Source organism: Streptomyces sp. Edi4, from assembly GCF_040253615.1.
Classification (GTDB): Bacteria; Actinomycetota; Actinomycetes; order Streptomycetales; family Streptomycetaceae; genus Streptomyces.
This window is the reverse complement of record NZ_JBEJGY010000004.1, coordinates 4,450,789-4,470,368: the sequence shown is the minus strand read 5'-3', so window position 1 is coordinate 4,470,368 and position 19,580 is coordinate 4,450,789. Positions and strand designations below refer to the sequence as shown.

Here is a 19,580-nt window from a genome sequence, read left to right as displayed (position 1 = left end):
GACGCAGACCAGGACAAGGAGGGTGGAGAAAACAGCCTCAAGCACGGGGGGCTCCTCGCAGCAGCGGGTTCGGGGCGGACAGGGCCGGCCCCCAGCCTAATGGGTGGGAGCCCGGCCCTCTCTGTGAGGTACGCCGCCGGTGGCACGGCCCGCGCGCGGCGGGCCCGCGTGTACCGGGTACATCCGCACATCGGCCCAGACGCACTTGCCGGGAGTGCGTGGGACGACGCCCCAGCAGGAGGACAGAGAGGCGACGAGGAGCAGGCCGCGCCCCGATTCCCAGTCTTCGGGATCCGGCGGTCGAGGCAGCCGTTCGCCCCGGGTGTCGGTGACCTCCAGACGGAGGGTATACGCGTACGGCGTCCCGGAGGCCGCTGCCGCCTCGGTCAGCCTCAGGTGGAAGTCCCGCCCGGGTACGTGCCCGTGCCGCACGGCGTTCGCCACCAGTTCGGCCGCGATGAGCGTGACGGCTTCGTTGACGGCATCACCGTAGGGATGACCCCAATCGTCAAGGCGGTGCGAGACGAGACGCCGGGCGAGCCGGGCGCCGCGCGGAGTGGAGGTGAACCGCATGGCGAACTCCTGCGTGTGCGCGGGCAGTTGGGGCATCTCACTGCCCAGGCAAGTTGCTGACTTCATGCCCTTACGCTCCCGTGCCGCGCGTAGCGTTGACCACCGATGACACCGTGACCGTCACCCGTTGTACGCGTACGGGTGCGGGCTGTAAGCCCGTGACCGTTGGTGGCGCGAGGGCAATGGGGTGGGCATGAGCGAAGAAGCTGAGACGGAAGAGCCGGAGACGGGGACGGAGCCGGGGACAGAGCCGGAGGAGGGGGCCGAGTCGGGTTCGGGCGTACCGCACATCTTCGGGCGGCAGCTGAAGCGGTTCCGGTTGCGGGCGGGCATGGACCGCGCCCAACTCGGCTCCCGCACCGGGTACTCGGCGTCGACCATCGCCTCGTACGAACAGGGCAGACGTATCCCGTCGGGGCAGTTCATCACGCTGGTTGACCAAGTGCTCGGCGCGGGTGAGGTGCTGACCGAGCTGATCGAAGAGATGGAGAAGGCGCAGTATCCGGCGTTCTTCCAGGACGCGGCGGCGTTGGAGAAGGAGGCGGTCGCGCTGCATGTGTTCGCCGTGCAGGCGGTCCCCGGCCTGTTGCAGACGGAGGACTATGCGCGGGCGGTGTTCACCATGCGGCGTCCCCTCCTGGATGAGGCCACGATCGAGCAGCGCGTGGCCGCGCGCTTGAGCAGGCAGGCGATCTTCGAACGGAAGCCGGTGCCCACGATCAGCTTCGTGATGGAGGAGGCGATGCTGCGCAGGCGGCTAGGCGGACGGGAGGTCATGCGGGGCCAGTTGGGGCAGATCCTACTTATTGGCCAGCGGCGCAATGTAGAGGTCCAGGTCATGCCGAACAACCGTGAGGAGCACGCTGCGCTCTCGGGTCCTTTCACCTTGATCGAGACGGTGAAAGGGCGCAGGATCGCCTACGTGGAGGCGCATCGGCACAGTCGCCTCTTTACCGACCGCAAGACGGTCAGGGAACTGGAGGAGCAGTACGGCATCCTGCGCGCCCAGGCCCTGTCGCCGCGCGAATCACTGGCCCTCGTAGAGAAGTTGCTGGGAGAGACATGAACGTCGAAGAGTCGACCGAGCCGATGTGGTTCAAGAGCAGCTACAGCAGTGGCGAGGGCGGCGAGTGCGTCGAGGTCGCCCTCACCTGGCGCAAGTCCAGCTACAGCACCGGCCAGAGCGGCGAGTGCATCGAGGTTGCCGCCTCCTGGTCCAAGTCCAGCTACAGCAGCGGCGAAGGCGGGCAGTGCGTCGAGGTCGCCCTCCCCTGGCGCAAGTCCAGCTACAGCACTGGCGACGGCGGCGAATGCGTAGAGGTCGCCGCCTGCCCCACCACCATCCACATCCGCGACTCCAAGCAGCCCCCCGCCACCGCCCCCACCCTCTCGGTGCCCGCCGCCGCCTGGGAGACGTTCCTCGCGTTCGCCATCCGGGCGTGACCCCGCACCGGCGCACACAGCACTGCTGCTGAGCGCGCGGTTGTTGTTGCCCGGCATACAGTTCGGCACATGCCGAACCAGAAACTCGTCATCAAGGTGACCGCCGGGGCCGACGCGCCCGAGCGGTGTTCGCAGGCCTTCACCGTGGCTGCGGTGGCCGTGGCAAGCGGGGTGGAGGTGTCGCTGTGGCTGACCGGTGAATCGTCCTGGTTCGCCCTGCCGGGCCGGGCCGCCGAATTCGAGCTCCCCCATGCCGCGCCGCTGCCCGATCTCATCGAGTCGGTCCAGGCGGGCGGGCGGATCACCCTGTGCACGCAGTGCGCGACCCGGCGCGGGATCACGGAGGAGGACGTCCTGGAGGGCGTACGGATCGCGGGGGCGCAGGTGTTCGTGCAGGAGATCATGGCGGACGGCGTGCAGGCGCTGGTGTACTGAGCGCCGGTCCGCCGCGTACGGATCGCATACGGCTCGCGCAGGGCTACGGGCGGCGCTTCTTGCCGTCCAGCTCGTCCCACCACTCGTCCGACTTCGGGTCGCCCGAAGGGTCGTCCCACCAGCGGTCGTCGGGCCCGCGCCGGTTGGCGATCATCGCGGCGACCGGCGGGATGACCATCGCCACGACGCACATTCCGACGGCCGCCGGGACGGACCACAGGCGCACGAAGCCCCAGGCGGACACGAAGAGCAGAATGCAGCCGCCCATCATCCAGAAATAGCCGCGCCGACGCCGGGCCAACATGCATCCAGCGTACGACCAAGGGGCCCGGCCCGATACGCCGAAGTACGAGGTGGCCCGGCCCCGCACGGCACGAAGGGCCGCACCCCATTCCAAGGCGTCCAACCCCCGGGGTGCGGCCCTTCGGCCGGTTATTGCGGTACTGCGGTACTGCTGCCGTCGGTCAGACGGCGATGGCGACCTCGGCGAGGCCACCGGTCTGGGCGACGACCGTACGGTCCGCGCTGCCGCCCGGCACCAGGGCGCGCACGGTCCACGTGCCCTCGGCCGCGTAGAAGCGGAACTGTCCGGTGGCCGAGGTCGGGACCTCGGCGGTGAACTCACCGGTCGAGTCGAGCAGGCGCACGTAACCGGTGACGGGCTCGCCGTCGCGGGTCACCTGGCCCTGGATCGTGGTCTCACCGGGCTTGATCGTCGAGGCGTCGGGGCCGCCGGCCTTCGCTCCACACATGGGTTCTTCCTTACGGTCTCTGCTGGTCTGGGGGCTGGGGGCTGAGCGGGCTGTGCGGGGTTACTTGGCGGGGCCGAGCTCGATCGGCACGCCGACCAGCGAGCCGTACTCGGTCCACGAGCCGTCGTAGTTCTTGACGTTCTCCTGGCCAAGCAGCTCGTGCAGCACGAACCAGGTCAGGGCCGAACGCTCACCGATGCGGCAGTACGCGATGGTGTCCTTCGCCAGATCGACCTGCTCGGCCTCGTACAGGGCCTTGAGCTCGTCGTCCGACTTGAAGGTGCCGTCGTCGTTGGCGTTCTTCGACCACGGGATGTTGCGGGCGGACGGGACGTGGCCCGGGCGCTGCGACTGCTCCTGCGGGAGGTGGGCCGGGGCGAGCAGCTTGCCGGAGAACTCGTCGGGCGAGCGCACGTCGACGAGGTTCTTGGTGCCGATCGCGTTCACGACGTCGTCGCGGAAGGCGCGGATCGAGGCGTCCTGGGGCTTGGCCTTGTAGTCCGTCGCGGGGCGGCTGGGGATCTGGTCGCCGTCCACGAGGTCGCGGGAGTCCAGCTCCCACTTCTTGCGGCCGCCGTCGAGGAGCTTGACGTCCTGGTGACCGTAGAGCTTGAAGTACCAGAAGGCGTAGGACGCGAACCAGTTGTTGTTGCCGCCGTACAGGACGACCGTGGTGTCGTTGGCGATGCCCTTGGCCGAGAGGAGCTTCTCGAAGCCCTCCTGGTCGATGAAGTCGCGGCGGACCGGGTCCTGGAGGTCCTTGGTCCAGTCGATCCGGATCGCGTTCTTGATGTGGTTCTTCTCGTAGGCCGAGGTGTCCTCGTCGACCTCGACGATGGCGACCTTCGGGTCGTCGATGTGGGCCTCGACCCAGTCGGCGTCTACCAGGACGTCGCTGCGGCTCATGTTGATCTCCTCCGGGGCAGTCTGCGGGGGCGGCGATGCGTCGATGCAGGTGTGCGGGTACGCGGCTACGGCTCGCGTACGCGGCACGGGGCGGGCCTGGGCGGCCGTCGGGCGGCCAAGTGGCCCGGGGAACGCGGGAGTTGAGCGTCCCGCTCAGAAGGGGCGACAGAGCATGGCGGCGACGCGGCACAGGTCTACTGCCCGCCGCTTCGTGAGGTCCGCCTGTCGCTTCATGCGTCCGATCGTAGGGACGCGTGCGGGGTGTGTCACCGGTGTGTCGCATGTTGAGACTCGATCATCCGCATATTGATACGTGCCGGTGTCTCCCGGGGCGTCCGGGGCCCGCCCCGGCCCGGGCCCGCGCGTACGCATCTGCCCTACGGACCTCCACGTCTCACCATCCGGTCATTCGCGCCCGTGCGGGCGGGACGGGCTCTCGGCCCGGCTCCGGCACCGTTTCGGACAAAGCCGGGACAGTTACGCTCGGTGCCCATGCGCCGGCTCTAGAGTGACGGGCCCGCAGCGGCACACCGAGGGGCACGGGGCCCGGTCGGCAGCGGCGCACGGGGGGAGGACCACGCGTGTGATCACAGCACTTCCGTTGACGGCCGGCGCGTTCCAGGTGCAGCCCTACACCCGCCACTGCCAGGTCATCCACGACGAGGGCGCGCATGCCGTCATCGGCGTCTCGCCCGGCAACAGCTACTTCTCCGCCCGGCGCCTGCACGAGCTCGCCGCCTGGGGCCTGGAGCACTACGAGCGGGTCGACTTCGTCTACACCGACCTCTACGTGGCCGAGATGTACGAGGCGTGCGGGTACCGCCCCGACGACGCCCGCAGAAAGGCGACGAAAAACCTGCGGAGCGTCCGGGCGAAGGTCCGTGACGCCGTGACGACGGCCGATCCGGGGCAGACGCGGCTGCGCTGGCGGCCCATGTCCGACTTCCGGGCCAACACCGACTACCTGGAGATGCACCGACAGCTGACCCGCCGCCTGGAGACGGACGCCGACCTGCGCGCGGTCTGCGACGCCCTGGTGAGCCGGTTCCTGGCCGCACGGGGGCAGGAACCCACCGAGCGGCAGCGCGCCGTGTGCCTGGAGTACGTGTGCGCCGAGGCGCCGCTGTTCCTCGACACCCCCGCGATCATCGGCGTGCCGTCCTCGCTCAACTGCTACCACCAACTCCTGCCGCTCGCAGAACTCCTGTACGCCCGGGGCGCCGGCCTGCGCGCCTCCCGCAACCAGGGCCACGCCATCGTCACCCCACCGAAGGAGCCCCCCGCATGAGCACGACGACCCCGGCCGGGCCCTCGGCCGTCGCCCGCTCCGACCTGCTCGACTTCCCGTTCTCCCGGGACGGCACCCGGCTCCCCGACGGGCTCGCACATCTGCGCGCGGCCACCCCGGTGCGGCGGGTGCGCACGATCGCCGGGGACGAGGCCTGGCTGGTGTCCTCCTACCGGCTGTGCGAGCAGGTCCTGACGGACGAGCGGTTCTCGCTCAAGGACACCTCGGCGCCGGGCGTGCCCCGCCAGTACGCCCTGACGATCCCGCCCGAGGTCGTCAACAACATGGGCAACATCACCGGCGCCGGGCTCCGTCGCGCGGTGATGAAGGCGCTGAACCCGAAAGCGCCGGGTCTGGCGCGGTGGCTGCGCGAGGAGGCGGCGCGGCTCGTCGACGGGCTCGTCGAGGACGGCCCCACGGCTGATCTGCGGGGCGCGTTCTGCGAGCCGTACTCCGCGGGTCTGCACTGCCGCGTCCTCGGGATCCCGGGGAGCGAGGGCCGCGCGTTCCTGCGCAGCCTCGACATCGCGTTCATGAACTCGGCCTGCCCGGTCGCCGGCGCGAAGATCAACTGGGACCGCGACATCACCCGCATGACCGTCCTCCTCGACGACCCCGCCACGTCGGGCCTGGTGGGGGAGCTCGCCGCCCTGCGCGAGGACCCGGACTACGCGCATCTGACCGACGAGATGCTGGCCACCGTCGGCGTCACCATGTTCGGCGCCGGCACGGTCTCCACCTCCGGCTTCCTCACCATGGCCCTGGTGTACCTCCTCACCCACCGCGACGCCTGGGAGCTCCTGCGCAAGCGTCCCGACGCGGTCGAGGCGGGCGTGGAGGAACTGCTGCGAATGAACCTGTCCATCGGGGACGCGCTGCCCCGGATCGCACGCGCCGACGTGCGGCTCGGGGATGTCGAGGTCAAGCGGGGGGAGTTGGTCCTGGTGCTGGTCGAGGGCGCGAACTTCGACCCGGAGGCCTTCCCCGACCCGGAGCGCTTCACCCTTGACCGCGTCAACGCCGCCGGTCACCTCTCCTTCGGCGGCGGTTCCCACTACTGCCCCGCCACGGCACTCGGGCGCGTCCACGCCCGGGTCGCCCTGGAGACCCTGCTCGACCGGCTGCCCACCCTCGAACTTGCCGTCCCCGTCGACCAGTTGGTCTGGCGCACGGGCTTCATGAAACGGATCCCCGAACGGCTCCCGGCAACGTGGTAACCGGCCCACCCCGGCCGGTCTGCCCCTGCGGAGGCGAGAGGGAGGGCAGCTGACTCCCGGGGCTCCGGCCCGACCCGGCGGGGTTGCCCACTCACCGTGCGGGGGACGAGAAGCGGCCGCCGCCCAAGAACGGGACGGGGCCAAAAAGGAGCGGGGCGCACCCCGAGAGCAAGCGGGGCGCACCGCGAGGGGGTGTGGGCGTCAGCCCGCGAGGGGGACGTCCGTGCCCTTGCCCGAGAAGCGCAGACCCGACTCCGACGCCGTCACCTTGTCGAGCTTGATGCTCGACGGCATCCCGTCGATCTTCAGCTCGTAGTCGACCGCCTTGCGCAACCGCTGCTCGAACCCCGGCACCGGCAACGTCGGCAGCGACTCCGCCCGCAGCCGCACCATCCCCGACCCGTTCAGGGACACCGTGCTGTACGCCGACACCGTCTGCCCCCGCAGCAGCGCCTTGACGGGGGCCGGCAGCGTCACGCCCTGGCCCTCCAGCAGATCGGTGAGCGGCCCGTCCACCTTGACCTGGCCCTTCGCCGCGCGCTCCGCCCCCGCGTACCCCACCGTCGCCCCCTTGGGCGCGGCCTTGGAGAGGTCGGCGTACGAGATCTGCGCCGCCCCCTCGGCTCGCCCGGCGACCGCCGAGGAGAAGGAACTGTTGATCCGCACCGCGTACAGCTGCGCCGTCACCTCGGTGACGTTGACCGAGCGGCCGCCCGCCGTCGCGGTCACGCCGGACAACGAGACGTCCACCTCGTCCAGCTCCTTGGCGGCGACCTGGGTCAGGAAGGGGAAGCCCTTGATGTTCACGTCAGGCGTCGAGCCGAGGTGCTGGCTGCTCTTGATCTTGTCCGCCGCCTTCGACTCGGCGAGGTTCACCGCGATGCGGTCCGCCGCGACGAAGATGCCGCCGAGCACGATCACGATGATCAGAATGATTCGCAGTGCGCGCATTGCCTACGTGTCCCCCACCAGTCGGCCACCACTCGGCCTTCGACGTTCGTGTGTCGTTTGTCGCGTGTCGTGTGTCGTTTTCGCGTGCCGCTTCTCGCGTGTCGCTCGTCGCCTGTTGCCGTTGGCGCGCACCGTCGGTACGCGTACCCCGCACCGCGTACCGGGCCCCGGCGGTCACTTCCCCCGGCGCCCGGCTCCCCTGACCAACCCCCCAAAACGACGATCGCGAGCCTAACCCCGGTTCCCTAGGCCACGGCGCGCCCGATGAGATACAGCACAGGCACGGCCGCCGTGAGCGGCAGCGCCACGCCCGCCGTCATGTGGACGAACCGGGACGGATAGTCGTACGAGGCGACCCGCAGGCCGATCAGCGCGCAGGCCCCGGCCGCGAGGCCGAGCAGGGCACCGGCCGCGCCGATGCCCGTCAGGCCGCCGACCGCGATGCCCGCGCCGGCCGCCGCGAGCAGCGCGACCGCCACCGAGGCCGCCGACGGCAGCGGCAGCGCCCGGGCCAGCGCCGCCACGGCCACGGCCGCCGCGCCGACGGACACGGCGTGCGGCGGCGCCGCGAGGTAACCGCCGGCCAGGATCGCGAGCGCCGCCGAGGCGACCGTTGCCATCAGGCCGTACATCCGCTCGTCGGGGTCCGCGTGCGAGCGGAGCTGGATCACGAGGGTGAGCAGCACCCAGACGCCCAGCGTGCCCAGGATCGCGGCGGGCGCGTGCTCACGGCCGAGCGCGAGCAGCGCGACATCGGCGACGAGCGCGCCCGCGAAGGCCAGCGCGATGCCCTGCCGTGCGGGCCACATCCCGTTGAGGCGGAACCAGCCGGCGGCGGTCACCGCCTGGAGGGCGACGAGGGGGACGACAAGGGCGTACGGGCCGACCGGCGCCGCCACCGCGAGGAGCAGGCCGAGCACGGCGGTCAGCGCGGCGGGCCGCATGCCGGGCGCGATGATGGGCGAACGCCCCTCCGCACGGGCCCGCTGGGCGTCGGTGACGCGCGCGTTGCCGACCGTGGTGGGCGGACTGTAGGCGGGCCCGCCAGCACCGGCACCAGCACCGGCCGCCGCGGCCCCTGCGCCGCCCCCGGCACGATGCACTCCGGACCCGGCCTGGTCCGCGCCGGCCCCCTCGGAAGCAATGGACACGCCGGGCACACCCGACGTGCCGGACACGCCGGACGCACCGTCCCCGGCCACCCCCGGCCCGGGACCCGGGGCCTCGGCCACGCCCGCGTCCCCGGACGCACCCGGCGCCGCGTGCGCACCCGGGCGCGCGGCGGCCTCGTACACCGGCGCCCGACCCGGCCCGGACGCCGCCATCGGCACCTCGGGCGGCAGCGGCACGGACGTGGTCCCCGCCCCGGCGTACCCCGCACCCGTGCCGTCCTGCCCGCTCTCCTGCCACGGCTGCGCATGTCGCGGCCGGTACGGTGCGGGGTCCTCCTGCTGCGGCGCGGGCGGGATCGTGGGCTGGTACTGGGTGTCCCAGGTCTGGCCCTCCCACGTCTGCGTGTACTGCTGGTGGTCGGGCTGGGGCTCGTACGGGAACGGCGGCTGCGGCACGGGCTGCCCGTACTGGTCGTAATGCCCGTACTGGTCGTACTGGTCATACGAGGGCTGGGGCTGGGGCTGAGCCTGCTGTTGCGGCTGCTGCTGCTGATACGGGTACTGGTCGCTCATGACGTGGGGGTCACCCTCCTGCGAACGGCGGGAGCACCTCGACCGTGCCGCCCTCGGCAAGCCGTACGGTCTCATGGTTCCGCTTCCCGACGGGGTCGCCGTCGACCAGGAAGGAGCACCGCTGGAGTACCCGCGTGAGCTCTCCGGGGTGCCGATCGCGGACCGCGTCGAGGGCTTCGGCCAGCGTGCCGGCCGCGTACGGTTCCTCGGCGACACCGGCGGCGGACTTGGCCGCGGCCCAGAAGCGGATGGTTCCCGCTGCCATGGTCAGGCTCCTTTCGTCGCCCTCCATGATGGGCTACGCGGCGGGCCGGGCGGTGATCAGCCAGTCCCCGATCCGCTCAAGCAGCTCGTCGCCGGCCGCGTTCTCCGCGTGGCCCATGCCCCGCTCCAGCCACAACCGCGCAGGTCCGGCCGCCGCAAGGAGCTGGGGGTGGTCGACGGGGAAGTACGGGTCGCGGTCGCCGTGCACGATGAGCAGCGGGGTCGGCGCGATCAGCGGGACGGCCTCGACGGGCGAGAGCGGGACCGGATCCCAGTCCTCGGTGTGGATGCGGGTCGCGAAGCCGAGCCGGCCGACCAGGCGGCCCGCGCGCCGCGTCACGAGCCAGTGCACCCGGCGCATCGCGGGCGTACCCCGGTAGTACCAGCGGGCGGGCGCGCTGACCGCCGCCACTGCTTCCGTGCGCCCCCGAGCGCTCCCCCGGCAGATCGCGGCGTGCCGCAGCACCACCGAGCCGCCCATCGAGAAGCCGACGGTCACCACCCGCGCGTACCCGAGTGATCTCGCCCACTCGACGGCCGCCGTCAGGTCGAGCACTTCGCGGTCGCCCACGGTCGAGCGGCCGCCGGACCTTCCGTGGCCCCGGAAGGAGAACGTGATCACGGCCGCGTACTGCGCGAAAACCCCCGCCGCCCGGCGCACGGCGGGCCGGTCGGCCGATCCGGTGAAGCCGTGCGCGACGACGATCGCGGTGTCGCCGGGCCCCTTGGCGCAGGGCTCGTAAACCGCCTCGATCCGGACACCGTCGGACGTACGCAGGGTGGCGCGCCGGGGGCCTGGAGTGATCGACGAAACAGCCGGAGTGTGAAATCGGCCCTCTGCCTCGGCATTCATGTGGGCTATTCTCCTGGGCAGAGGATCCGGGCAACGCAGCCCCCGGGTCCTTTTGTGTTTCCCCGTCGTTGTTACGGGCGGGTCAACGAATGCTCACAACTGGGCCCGAACGGCCCGGAACATCACGGAAGTACGGAAAAGTACGAAGCAGTGCCGCACCGCCCCCGGGGCTCCGCGAGAGCTGAGGGGGACCCCCTCCGCAGGGACCGAGGAGGAAACGACGTCATGGGCGAACCAACCGCACACGATAAGAAGCGGATCATCCGGGTAGGAGGAGAGCGATGAGCTCCTTGCTGCTCCTGACCAATGCCCTTCAGCCGTCGACGGAGGTGCTTCCCGCCCTCGGCCTGCTCCTGCACAGTGTGCGCGTGGCCCCCGCCGAGGGCCCGGCCCTCGTCGACACCCCGGGTGCCGACGTCATTCTGATCGACGGCCGCCGCGACCTGCCGCACGTGCGCTCGCTGTGCCAGCTGCTGCGCTCCACGGGGCCCGGCTGTCCGCTGATCCTGGTCGTGACCGAGGGCGGGCTCGCCGCCGTCACCGCCGACTGGGGCATCGACGACGTGCTGCTCGACACGGCGGGTCCCGCCGAGGTCGAGGCCCGTCTGCGGCTGGCCACCGGCCGCGCGCAGGCCACGTCCGACGACTCCCCGATGGAGATCCGCAACGGCGATCTGTCGGTGGACGAGGCGACGTACAGCGCCAAACTGAAGGGCCGGGTCCTGGACCTGACCTTCAAGGAGTTCGAACTGCTCAAGTACCTGGCCCAGCACCCGGGCCGGGTCTTCACGCGCGCCCAGTTGCTCCAGGAGGTCTGGGGCTACGACTACTTCGGCGGCACCCGCACGGTCGACGTGCACGTGCGGCGGCTGCGGGCCAAACTCGGTCCCGAGCACGAGTCGCTGATCGGCACCGTACGAAACGTCGGCTACCGCTTCGTGACGCCCGAGAAGCCCGAGCGCGCCTCCGAGGACGCCAAGGCGAAGGCCGTCGTGGACGCGGCGACCGCCGAGGCGAAGGAAGCCGCCGCCCGCGCCAAGCGGTAGGGGCACGCGAGCCGAGCGGCAGGGGAAAGCGACAGAGCTCTTCCGGGCGCCGCGCGGGGAGAAGCCCCGCCGCCCGGACGGGAAAAGCTCCGGTCGGGCCCTAGGTCACACCTGGGGTACGACCTGCGATAAGGCCTGCCCAGCGGGAGGTCACCCCGCGTAGACTGCCGCGCGTGGCCAAGGTGACGCGGGACGACGTGGCACGACTTGCGGGTACTTCGACCGCCGTCGTCAGCTATGTCATCAACAACGGACCCCGGCCGGTCGCCCCGGCCACGCGCGAGCGTGTCCTCGCCGCGATCAAGGAGCTGGGGTACCGGCCGGACCGGGTCGCCCAGGCGATGGCGTCGCGGCGCACCGACCTCATAGGAATGATCGTCCCGGACGCGCGCCAGCCGTTCTTCGCGGAGATGGCGCACGCCGTCGAACAGGCCGCGTCCGAGCGCGGAAAAATGGTCCTGGTCGGCAACTCCGACTACGTGGACGAGCGCGAGGTCCACTATCTGCGGGCCTTCCTCGGCATGCGGGTCGCCGGCCTCATCCTGGTGAGCCAGGGCCCGAGCGAGCGGGCCGCCGCCGAGATCGACGCGTGGGACGCCCGGGTGGTGCTGCTGCACGAGCGGCCCGAGGCGATCGACGACGTGGCGGTGGTGACCGACGACATCGGCGGCGCCCAGCTCGCCACCCGCCACCTGCTCGAACACGGCCACGAGTACGTCGCCTGCCTCGGTGGCATCGAGTCGACCCCGGCCGTCGGTGACCCGGTGGCCGACCACGTCGAGGGCTGGCGCCGGGCCATGCTGGAGTCCGGCCGCTCCCTGGAGGGCCGTCTCTTCCAGGCTCCGTACAACCGGTACGACGCCTACAAGGTGGCCCTGGAGATCCTGGCCGGGCCCGAGCGGCCGCCGGCCATCTTCTGCGCCACCGACGACCAGGCGATCGGCGTGCTGCGGGCCGCCCGCGAGCTGCGCATCGACGTGCCGGGCGAGCTCGCGGTCGCGGGCTTCGACGACGTCAAGGAAGCGGCCCTGACCGATCCGCCGCTGACCACGATCGCCTCCGACCGGCCCGCCATGGCGCGGGCCGCGGTGGACCTGGTCCTCGACGACGGGCTGCGGGTCGCGGGCTCGCGCCGCGAACGTCTCAAGCAGTTCCCCTCCCGGCTCGTCGTCCGCCGCTCCTGCGGCTGCGGCTGAACCCCTCGAAGGCGCCCGGACCCGACCGAACTCGCCGTACCCGGACGCCGCCGGGCGTCCTTATACCGGGCAAACACGGTTCTGCCGGGCTTCTTACCCGGTCCTCAGACTGCTCTCATCAACGGTGGCGAAGGTCATAGACATGACCGAGAGCCCCCGCCACAGCGGCGAACCCGAGCAGCAGCCTCAGCACTCCGACCTCACAGACGAGTCCCGGCAGCGAGCCAAGGACGACGCCAGGCGACAGGCCGAGGCCTACTCGGCGGCCTATCCGCCGCCTCCCCCCTTCCAGCCGGCCACGCCTGTGACCACGGGCCCGGGCACCAGCGTGTGGCCGGGCGCCGGCGCCGGGTTCCACGACGGCGGCCACGGCGGCGGCGCCCACCGCTCGGGCGGCGAGGCGGACGCGCCCGGGCCCCGCCGCGCCAAGCGCTCGGTCGGGCTCCTCGCCGCCGTCGCCATCATCGCGGCGGCGATAGGCGGCGGCACCGCGAGCGTGGTCGAGCACTACGTCGGCAACGACAGCGCCTCCGTCAGCGCGGGAGTGAGCGGCACCAACGCCTCCCACAGCACCAACGGCACCGTCTCCGGGGTCGCCAAGGCCGTCATGCCGAGCATCGTCGAGATCAACGCGACGTCCGGTTCGGGCGAGTCGACCGGCGCCGGCGTGATCATCACCTCCAGCGGCGAGATCATCACCAACAACCACGTCATCGCGGGCGCCACCTCGGTGAAGGTGAAGCTCAGCGACGGCAAGAGCTACACCGCCAAGGTGGTGGGCACCGACCCCGACAAGGACCTCGCCCTGATCAAGCTGAACGGGGCGAGCGGCCTCAAGCCCGCCTCGCTCGGCGACTCCAGCAAGATCGCGGTCGGCGACCAGGTGGTCGCGATCGGCTCCCCCGAGGGCCTGACCGGCACCGTCACCAGCGGCATCGTCTCGGCGCTCGACCGCGACGTCACCGTCGCCAAGGAGGACGGCGGCCAGGGCCAGAGCCAGGGGCAGGGCCGCGGGCGCGGCAGCGGCGGGGGCGGCTGGCCGTTCGAGTTCGGCGGGCAGCAGTTCAACGGCGACACCGGCTCGTCCAAGACCACGTACAAGGCGCTCCAGACCGACGCCTCGCTCAACCCGGGCAACTCCGGCGGCGCGCTCATCGACATGAACGGCGACATCATCGGGATCAACTCCGCGATGTACTCGCCCAGTTCGGCCGGGCAGACCGGTTCGACGGCCGGCAGCGTCGGGCTCGGCTTCGCCATCCCGGTCAACACCGTCAAGTCCGACCTGTCCAGCCTGCGCGCCGGCGGCAGCGGCGGCGCGAGCACCGGCGGCGGCGACCAGGGCGGCGACGGCTCGGGCGGCGCCTTCAGCGGCAGCTACTGACCCCGTCCCGGCGCGGGGCGGTGAGCCGCCCCGCGCCACCCCGTCCCATGCGAGGCTGATGGTCCGAGCCGGCAGAGAGACAGAAGAAGGAACCCGCTCATGAGCCCCGCCGAGGACGAACCGCAGCGCATCCTGATCGTCGACGACGAACCCGCCGTCCGCGAGGCGTTGCAGCGCAGTCTGGCCTTCGAGGGATACGGCACCGAGGTCGCCGTGGACGGCCTCGACGCCCTGGCCAAGACGGAGGCGTACCGGCCCGAGCTGATCGTCCTGGACATCCAGATGCCCCGGATGGACGGGCTCACCGCGGCCCGCCGGCTGCGCGCGGCCGGGTCCACCACCCCCATCCTCATGCTGACCGCGCGCGACACGGTCGGCGACCGGGTCACCGGGCTCGACGCGGGCGCCGACGACTACCTGGTCAAGCCGTTCGAACTCGACGAACTGTTCGCCCGCATCCGGGCGTTGCTGCGCCGCAGCTCCTACGCGGTGGACGCGGGCGCGGCCGGACAGGACGCCAGGAACGTGCTGACCTTCGCCGACCTCAGGATGGACCTGTCCACGCGCGAGGTCACCCGGGGCAGCCGCGTGGTGGAGCTGACCCGCACCGAGTTCACCCTCCTGGAGATGTTCCTCACCCACCCCCGCCAGGTCCTGACCCGTGAGCAGATCCTCAAGGCGGTATGGGGCTTCGACTTCGAGCCCTCCTCCAACTCCCTCGACGTGTACGTGATGTACCTGCGCCGCAAGACGGAGGCAGGCGGCGAGCCCCGGCTCGTGCACACGGTGCGGGGCGTGGGGTACGCGCTCCGGCCGGGCGGCGCGGAGTGAACCGTCTGGCCCGCCGCTACCGCGCGATGCCGCTCCGCTCCCGCCTCGCCATGCTGGTCGCCACGGCGGTCGCGGTCGCGGTCGCGGCGGTCGCGGTCACGTGCTGGCTGCTCACCCGGGCCCAGCTGCGCGGCGAACTCGACACCACGCTGCGCAACACCGGCGCGCCCAGCGCCCTGGTGGTCTCCGCGCTCCAGTCCTGCACCGCGCAGGGCAATCTGCCCACCGGGCAGAAGCCGTTCGCCTACATCCAGGTGGTGCTCCCCGACGGCACCCGCTGCGTGGCCCTCGACTCACCTCCCGTGCGCGTCACCGCCCAGGACATCGCCGTGGCCCGCGACCTCAAGCCGGAGACGCTGCACAGCAGCACCACCGACAGCGGGATGGACGTGCGGGTGCACACTACGCGTCAGGAGTTCGCCGGGCGCTGGGCCACCGTCTCGCTGTCCCGCCCGCTCACCGAGATCGACTCCTCCCTCAACCGCCTGGCGCTTCTGCTGACCGGGCTCGCGGGCATCGGGGTCGTCGCGGCCGGGGCGTCCGGACTGTGGGTGGCCCGGGCGGGGCTTCGGCCCGTGGACAAGCTCACCGGGGCCGTCGAGCACGTGGCGCGCACCGAGGATCTGACCGTACGCATCCCCGTCGAGGGCGAGGACGAGATCGCCCGGCTCTCGCGCTCCTTCAACGCGATGACCGCCGCGCTCGCCTCCTCGCGGGACCGGCAGGCGCAGCTCATCGCCGACGCCGGGCACGAGCTGCGCACCCCGCTCACCTCGCTGCGCACCAACATCGAACTGCTCGCGCGCAGCGACGAGACCGGGCGGGCCATTCCGCCGGCCGACCGCGTCGCCCTGATGGCGTCCGTCAAGGCCCAGATGTCCGAACTGGCCTCCCTCATCGGGGACTTGCAGGAGCTGTCGCGGCCCGACGCGGTGCGCGAGGGGCCCCTGGAGGTGGTGGGCCTGCACGACATCACCCGGGTCGCGCTCGACCGGGCCCGGCTGCGGGGGCCCGAGCTGACCATCACGGCGGAGCTCGCGCCCTGGTATGTGCGGGCCGAGCCTGCGGCGTTGCAGCGGGCGGTGGTGAACGTGCTGGACAACGCGGTGAAGTTCAGTCCGCCGCGCGGGGCGGTCACCGTCACGCTGGACCGGGGTGTGCTCACGGTGCGGGACCAGGGGCCCGGCATCCCCGCGGAGGATCTGCCGCATGTCTTCGAGCGGTTCTGGCGGTCGCCCTCGGCGCGGGCGTTGCCGGGGTCGGGGCTCGGGCTCTCCATCGTGGCGCGTACGGTGCGGCACGCGGGCGGGGAGGTTTCGCTGGCCCCCGCCCCCACGGGCGGCACCCTGGCCACGATCACCCTCCCGGGCGCCCCGACCCCGCCGCCGGACACGCCGTGACCGGGGCCTGCCCCCAACCCCCCGGGGCTCCGCCCCGGACCCCGGACGCTCCTCCCCGCCCCTTCCCTAAACCCTCCGGGGGTGAAGTGAAAGACCCTGGGGCTCCGCCCCAGACCCCGTTCGGGCCTGAACGGCCCTCGTCCTCAAGTGCCGGACAGGCTGACGATGCCGATGCGGACCAGCACCAGCCCCGCCAGGGGCGCGGGGAACTGCGCGAGAAGCGACCACGACCCGCAGGTGGAAGCGGGGTTCAGGGGCGCGGGGAACTGCGCGAGGAGCGACCACGGCCCGCACCCGGAGCACCCAGCCCGCAAAGGGACTACCTGAGCACCGTGATCCGTCCCGGAGCCGGCGGAGCAAGCGGGGTTGAAGGGGTCGAGTTCGCCGACAGGTACGCGTCGAACACGTCCAAGTCCGACGCCCCGACCACCTTGTCCGTGCCGACCAGCGCCGGGAACCCGTCACCCCCGCCCGCGAGGAACTCGTTCATGGCCACGCGATACGTGGCGGCGGGATCGATCGCCGCCCCGTTCAGCCGCACCGTGCCGTCCACCACCCGCGCCGCCCCCGACTTCGTCAGGTCGAGCGTGTAGGTCAGCCCCGACGAGACCTGGAGGATCTTCGGGTCCGCCTCGTTGACGCCGCTGACCTGCTGCTTCAGCGCCGCGAGCAGCTGCGCCCCGGTCAGGCCGACCACGTTCATCATGTTGGTGAACGGCTGGACGGTGAACGCCTCGCCATACGTCACGACCCCGTCCCCCTCGCCGCCGCTCGCCTTGTACACGAGGTCGGAACGGATACCGCCGGGGTTCATGAGGGCGAGCTGGGCGCCGCCCTTGTCGGGCGCGGACAGGCCCGCGAGCTGCGCGTCCGCGATGAGGTCGCCGAGCGGCTTCTCGGGCGTGTCCGAGCCCCGGCCGTTGATGTCGGCGGAGATGTAGCCCTGCGGACGGCCGGCGACCGGCGCCGCCAACTTGCCCCAGCGAGCGATGAGTTGCGTCATGTCGGCCGCCTTGGGCTGGTCCCGGCTGACGATGTGGTTGGCCGACTTGGGTGACAGGGGCGACTTCACCGCCGTCCGCACGATGTCCTTGGTGCGCCGGTCGTAGGTCAGCGTCGTGTCCGTGTACAGCTTGCCGAACGACGCCGCCGAGGTGACCAGGCGCGGGTTGCCCGCCGGGTCGGGGATGGTGCAGACGTACGCCTGGTGGGTGTGGCCGGTGATCAGCGCGTCCACCTTGGGCGTGATGCCCTTGGCGATGTCGACGATCGGCCCGGATATCCCGCTTCCGGGGCCCTGGCTGTCGCAGCTGTCGTTGTAGGCGTTGGAGGACGGCATTCCGCCCTCGTGGATGAGGGCGACGATGGACTTGACGCCCTGGCGGTCGAGTTCCTTGGCGTACTTGTTGATCGTCTCGATCTCGTCCGCGAACTTGAGGCCCTTGACGCCGGCGGCGGTCACCACGTTCGGGGTGCCTTCGAGCGTCACGCCGATGAAGCCGATCTTGACGCCGTTCTTCTCCCACACCGTGTACGGCTTGAGGATCGGCCGGCCGGTCTTCTCGCTGGTCACATTGGCCGCGAGGTAGGGGAAGTCCGCGCCGGGGAACTTCCTGCCCTTCTCGTAGCAGCCGTCGGTGGGGTGGCAGCCGCCGTTCTGCATGCGGGCCAGCTCGGTGGCGCCCTCGTCGAACTCGTGGTTGCCCACGGCCGTGACGTCCAGCTTGAGTTTGTTCAGCGCCTCGATGGTCGGCTCGTCGTGGAAGAGCCCGGACAGCAGCGGGCTCGCGCCGATCATGTCGCCACCCGCTGCGGTGATCGAATAGGGGTGGCCCGCGCGGGCCGCGCGCAGCGAGCCGGCCAGGTATTCCATGCCGCCGGCCGGCACGGACTTGGTGGTCCCATCGGCCTGACGCTCCATCACCGTTCCGGCGGAGCCGGCCGGTGGCTCCAGGTTGCCGTGCAGGTCGTTGAAGGAGAGCAGCTGCACGTCGACGGTGCGGCCCGGCTTCGGATGGTGTCCGTGGCCCCGGTCGTGCGCGTGGGCGGGCATCGCGGCGACGAGCGCCCCGATGGTGGCGAGTCCGGCGGCCCCGGCCCACAGTCGTGTGGCGGCACGGTTCATGTGGCGTCTGGCTGGCATGTGTTGTTCGGATCCCCTGTGCGTCGCGTGTGCGTTCCTTGTGGATTCCCGGCGCAGCCTAAGGTCAACGCGCGTAGCGCAACAGGGGGTCGCGGGTTACGGGCTGGTTGCCGTTGGCCGGGCTCGCGAGGTGGGCCGCCGTACCCTCGTACCCATGACAGACGCAGCCGCCCCCACCCCCTCCACCCGCGAGATCCAGACCCTCGACGAGCTCACGCACCCCCAGGCGCAGGCCGTGCTCGGCCTCATCGCCGAAGCCGCCCGCACCGACGGGCAGCAGGCCGTTTCCGAGCAGGGCCGGCTCCAGTTGCGCGGCGGCCACCGCGCGGGCGTGCGGCATTTTCTACTGACCGTGGGCGACACGCTCGTCGGGTACGCCCAGCTCGAGGACACCGACCCCGTCGAGGCGCCCGCCGCCGAGCTCGTCGTGCACCCCGCGCACCGGGGGCAGGGCCACGGCCGCGCCCTGGGCAGCGCGCTGCTCGGGGCGACCGGCAAGCGGCTGCGGGTGTGGGCGCACGGCGGCCACTCGACGGCCCGCCACCTCGGGCAGGTGCTCGGGCTCACCCTCTTTCGCGAACTGCGCCAGCTGCGGCGCCCGTTGAGCCCGCTCGACATCGCCGAGCCCATCTGGCCCGCCGGCGTCACCGTGCGCACCTTCACGCCGGGCGAGGACGACGCGGCCTGGCTCGCGGTCAACGCCGCCGCCTTCGCCCACCACCCCGAGCAGGGCTCGCTCACCCAGCGCGACCTCGACGACCGCAAGGCCGAGCCGTGGTTCGACCCGAAGGGGTTCTTCCTCGCGGAGAAGGACGGCGAGCTCGTCGGCTTCCACTGGACCAAGGTGCACGCAGAGGAGCGCCTCGGCGAGGTGTACGTGGTGGGGATCCGGCCGGACGCCCAGGGCGGCGGCCTCGGCAAGGCGCTCACCGCGACCGGCCTGCGCCACCTCGCGGCCGAGGGCCTGCCCACCGCGATGCTGTACGTGGACGCCGACAACACCGCGGCCCTCACGGTCTACGAACGCCTCGGCTTCACCACGCACGAGGTGGACCTGATGTACCGCGCGGAGTCCTGACCCGCCGCCGCGCGGCGCCGCCCCGGCCCCCGGCCCGCCCCCGGGGGCCCGGGTCCGCTCTCCCGGACGCCATGTCCTCGTAACCGGGTATTCAGACACGCTTGCGACGCTCACGCAATGAAGCCGCCGGCGCCC

The 19,580-nt window shown here is 71.7% G+C and carries 20 protein-coding genes; 11 read left to right on the top strand and 9 right to left on the bottom strand.

Translation table 11 applies throughout. The annotated features are described in order from the left end of the window. Positions 1–96 precede the first annotated feature (96 nt). Positions 97–639, bottom strand: a complete 543-nt coding sequence (locus ABR738_RS22255; RefSeq protein ID WP_350231735.1) for an ATP-binding protein — start codon at positions 637–639, stop codon at positions 97–99. Between the two features lie 127 nt (positions 640–766). Here ABR738_RS22255 and ABR738_RS22250 point away from each other — a divergent pair, with 127 nt between their 5' ends. The 3 genes from ABR738_RS22250 to ABR738_RS22240 all read left to right on the top strand — a co-directional run bounded on the left by ABR738_RS22250 (position 767) and on the right by ABR738_RS22240 (position 2,451). After that, positions 767–1,639, top strand: a complete 873-nt coding sequence (locus ABR738_RS22250) for a helix-turn-helix domain-containing protein (protein ID WP_350231734.1) — start codon at positions 767–769, stop codon at positions 1,637–1,639. Next, positions 1,636–2,016, top strand: a complete 381-nt coding sequence (locus ABR738_RS22245; RefSeq protein ID WP_502964125.1) for a DUF397 domain-containing protein — start codon at positions 1,636–1,638, stop codon at positions 2,014–2,016. The genes ABR738_RS22250 and ABR738_RS22245 overlap by 4 nt, the downstream gene beginning before the upstream one ends. 69 nt (positions 2,017–2,085) lie before the next feature. Continuing rightward, positions 2,086–2,451, top strand: a complete 366-nt coding sequence (locus ABR738_RS22240; protein ID WP_350231733.1) for a DsrE family protein — start codon at positions 2,086–2,088, stop codon at positions 2,449–2,451. Between the two features lie 43 nt (positions 2,452–2,494). On the opposite strand, the gene ABR738_RS22235 is transcribed toward ABR738_RS22240, so the two are convergent. The 3 genes from ABR738_RS22235 to ABR738_RS22225 form a co-directional block, all read right to left on the bottom strand. Next, complete coding sequence (locus ABR738_RS22235; protein ID WP_350231732.1) at positions 2,495–2,755, bottom strand: DUF3099 domain-containing protein; 261 nt, start codon at positions 2,753–2,755, stop codon at positions 2,495–2,497. Between the two features lie 160 nt (positions 2,756–2,915). Then, a complete protein-coding gene (locus ABR738_RS22230) occupies positions 2,916–3,203 on the bottom strand; it encodes a DUF1416 domain-containing protein (protein ID WP_030362227.1) in 288 nt (95 codons plus the stop codon). A gap of 60 nt (positions 3,204–3,263) precedes the next feature. Continuing rightward, complete coding sequence (locus tag ABR738_RS22225) at positions 3,264–4,109, bottom strand: sulfurtransferase (protein WP_350231731.1); 846 nt, start codon at positions 4,107–4,109, stop codon at positions 3,264–3,266. Between the two features lie 583 nt (positions 4,110–4,692). Between ABR738_RS22225 and ABR738_RS22220 the strand changes: the two genes are divergently transcribed. Together ABR738_RS22220 and ABR738_RS22215 are read left to right on the top strand one after the other, a co-directional pair. Next, positions 4,693–5,397, top strand: coding sequence for a cyclodityrosine synthase (locus tag ABR738_RS22220; RefSeq protein ID WP_350231730.1), 705 nt, complete (start codon positions 4,693–4,695; stop codon positions 5,395–5,397). After that, complete coding sequence (locus ABR738_RS22215; RefSeq protein WP_350231729.1) at positions 5,394–6,614, top strand: cytochrome P450; 1,221 nt, start codon at positions 5,394–5,396, stop codon at positions 6,612–6,614. The genes ABR738_RS22220 and ABR738_RS22215 overlap by 4 nt, the downstream gene beginning before the upstream one ends. Before the next feature lie 201 nt (positions 6,615–6,815). Here the strand turns inward: ABR738_RS22215 and ABR738_RS22210 are convergent, their stop codons facing one another. From ABR738_RS22210 to ABR738_RS22195, 4 genes are all read right to left on the bottom strand, one after another. Next, positions 6,816–7,565 (bottom strand): LmeA family phospholipid-binding protein, encoded by a 750-nt coding sequence (locus tag ABR738_RS22210; protein WP_350231728.1) that lies wholly within the window; start codon positions 7,563–7,565, stop codon positions 6,816–6,818. A gap of 245 nt (positions 7,566–7,810) precedes the next feature. Further along, a complete protein-coding gene (locus ABR738_RS22205) occupies positions 7,811–9,250 on the bottom strand; it encodes a hypothetical protein (RefSeq protein ID WP_350231727.1) in 1,440 nt (479 codons plus the stop codon). 10 nt (positions 9,251–9,260) lie between these two features. Continuing rightward, complete coding sequence (locus ABR738_RS22200) at positions 9,261–9,515, bottom strand: MoaD/ThiS family protein (RefSeq protein WP_350231726.1); 255 nt, start codon at positions 9,513–9,515, stop codon at positions 9,261–9,263. A 33-nt stretch (positions 9,516–9,548) separates the two neighbouring features. Next, positions 9,549–10,367, bottom strand: coding sequence for an alpha/beta hydrolase (locus ABR738_RS22195; RefSeq protein WP_350231725.1), 819 nt, complete (start codon positions 10,365–10,367; stop codon positions 9,549–9,551). A gap of 281 nt (positions 10,368–10,648) precedes the next feature. On the opposite strand from ABR738_RS22195, the gene ABR738_RS22190 reads away from it, so the two are divergent. The 5 genes from ABR738_RS22190 to ABR738_RS22170 all read left to right on the top strand — a co-directional run bounded on the left by ABR738_RS22190 (position 10,649) and on the right by ABR738_RS22170 (position 16,224). Further along, positions 10,649–11,413 carry a response regulator transcription factor gene (locus ABR738_RS22190; protein ID WP_350231724.1) on the top strand — a complete coding sequence of 255 codons (765 nt, stop codon included), beginning with the start codon at positions 10,649–10,651 and terminating at the stop codon, positions 11,411–11,413. A 173-nt stretch (positions 11,414–11,586) separates the two neighbouring features. Next, entirely contained in the window at positions 11,587–12,609 is a 1,023-nt protein-coding gene (locus ABR738_RS22185) for a LacI family DNA-binding transcriptional regulator (RefSeq protein WP_350231723.1), read from the top strand. Between the two features lie 142 nt (positions 12,610–12,751). Beyond that, on the top strand, positions 12,752–13,993 hold the full coding sequence (locus ABR738_RS22180; protein WP_350231722.1) for a S1C family serine protease: 1,242 nt from the start codon (positions 12,752–12,754) through the stop codon (positions 13,991–13,993). A 99-nt stretch (positions 13,994–14,092) separates the two neighbouring features. Further along, positions 14,093–14,824: a response regulator transcription factor gene (locus ABR738_RS22175; protein ID WP_350231721.1), complete on the top strand. Its 732-nt coding sequence runs from the start codon at positions 14,093–14,095 to the stop codon at positions 14,822–14,824. A gap of 5 nt (positions 14,825–14,829) precedes the next feature. Further along, on the top strand, positions 14,830–16,224 hold the full coding sequence (locus tag ABR738_RS22170; RefSeq protein ID WP_502964235.1) for a sensor histidine kinase: 1,395 nt from the start codon (positions 14,830–14,832) through the stop codon (positions 16,222–16,224). Between the two features lie 319 nt (positions 16,225–16,543). Here the strand turns inward: ABR738_RS22170 and ABR738_RS22165 are convergent, their stop codons facing one another. Further along, positions 16,544–18,367, bottom strand: coding sequence for a bifunctional metallophosphatase/5'-nucleotidase (locus ABR738_RS22165; RefSeq protein ID WP_502964124.1), 1,824 nt, complete (start codon positions 18,365–18,367; stop codon positions 16,544–16,546). Positions 18,368–18,521: 154 nt separating this feature from the next. Here ABR738_RS22165 and mshD point away from each other — a divergent pair, with 154 nt between their 5' ends. Next, positions 18,522–19,445, top strand: coding sequence for a mycothiol synthase (gene mshD / locus ABR738_RS22160; protein ID WP_350231719.1), 924 nt, complete (start codon positions 18,522–18,524; stop codon positions 19,443–19,445). Positions 19,446–19,580 lie beyond the last annotated feature (135 nt).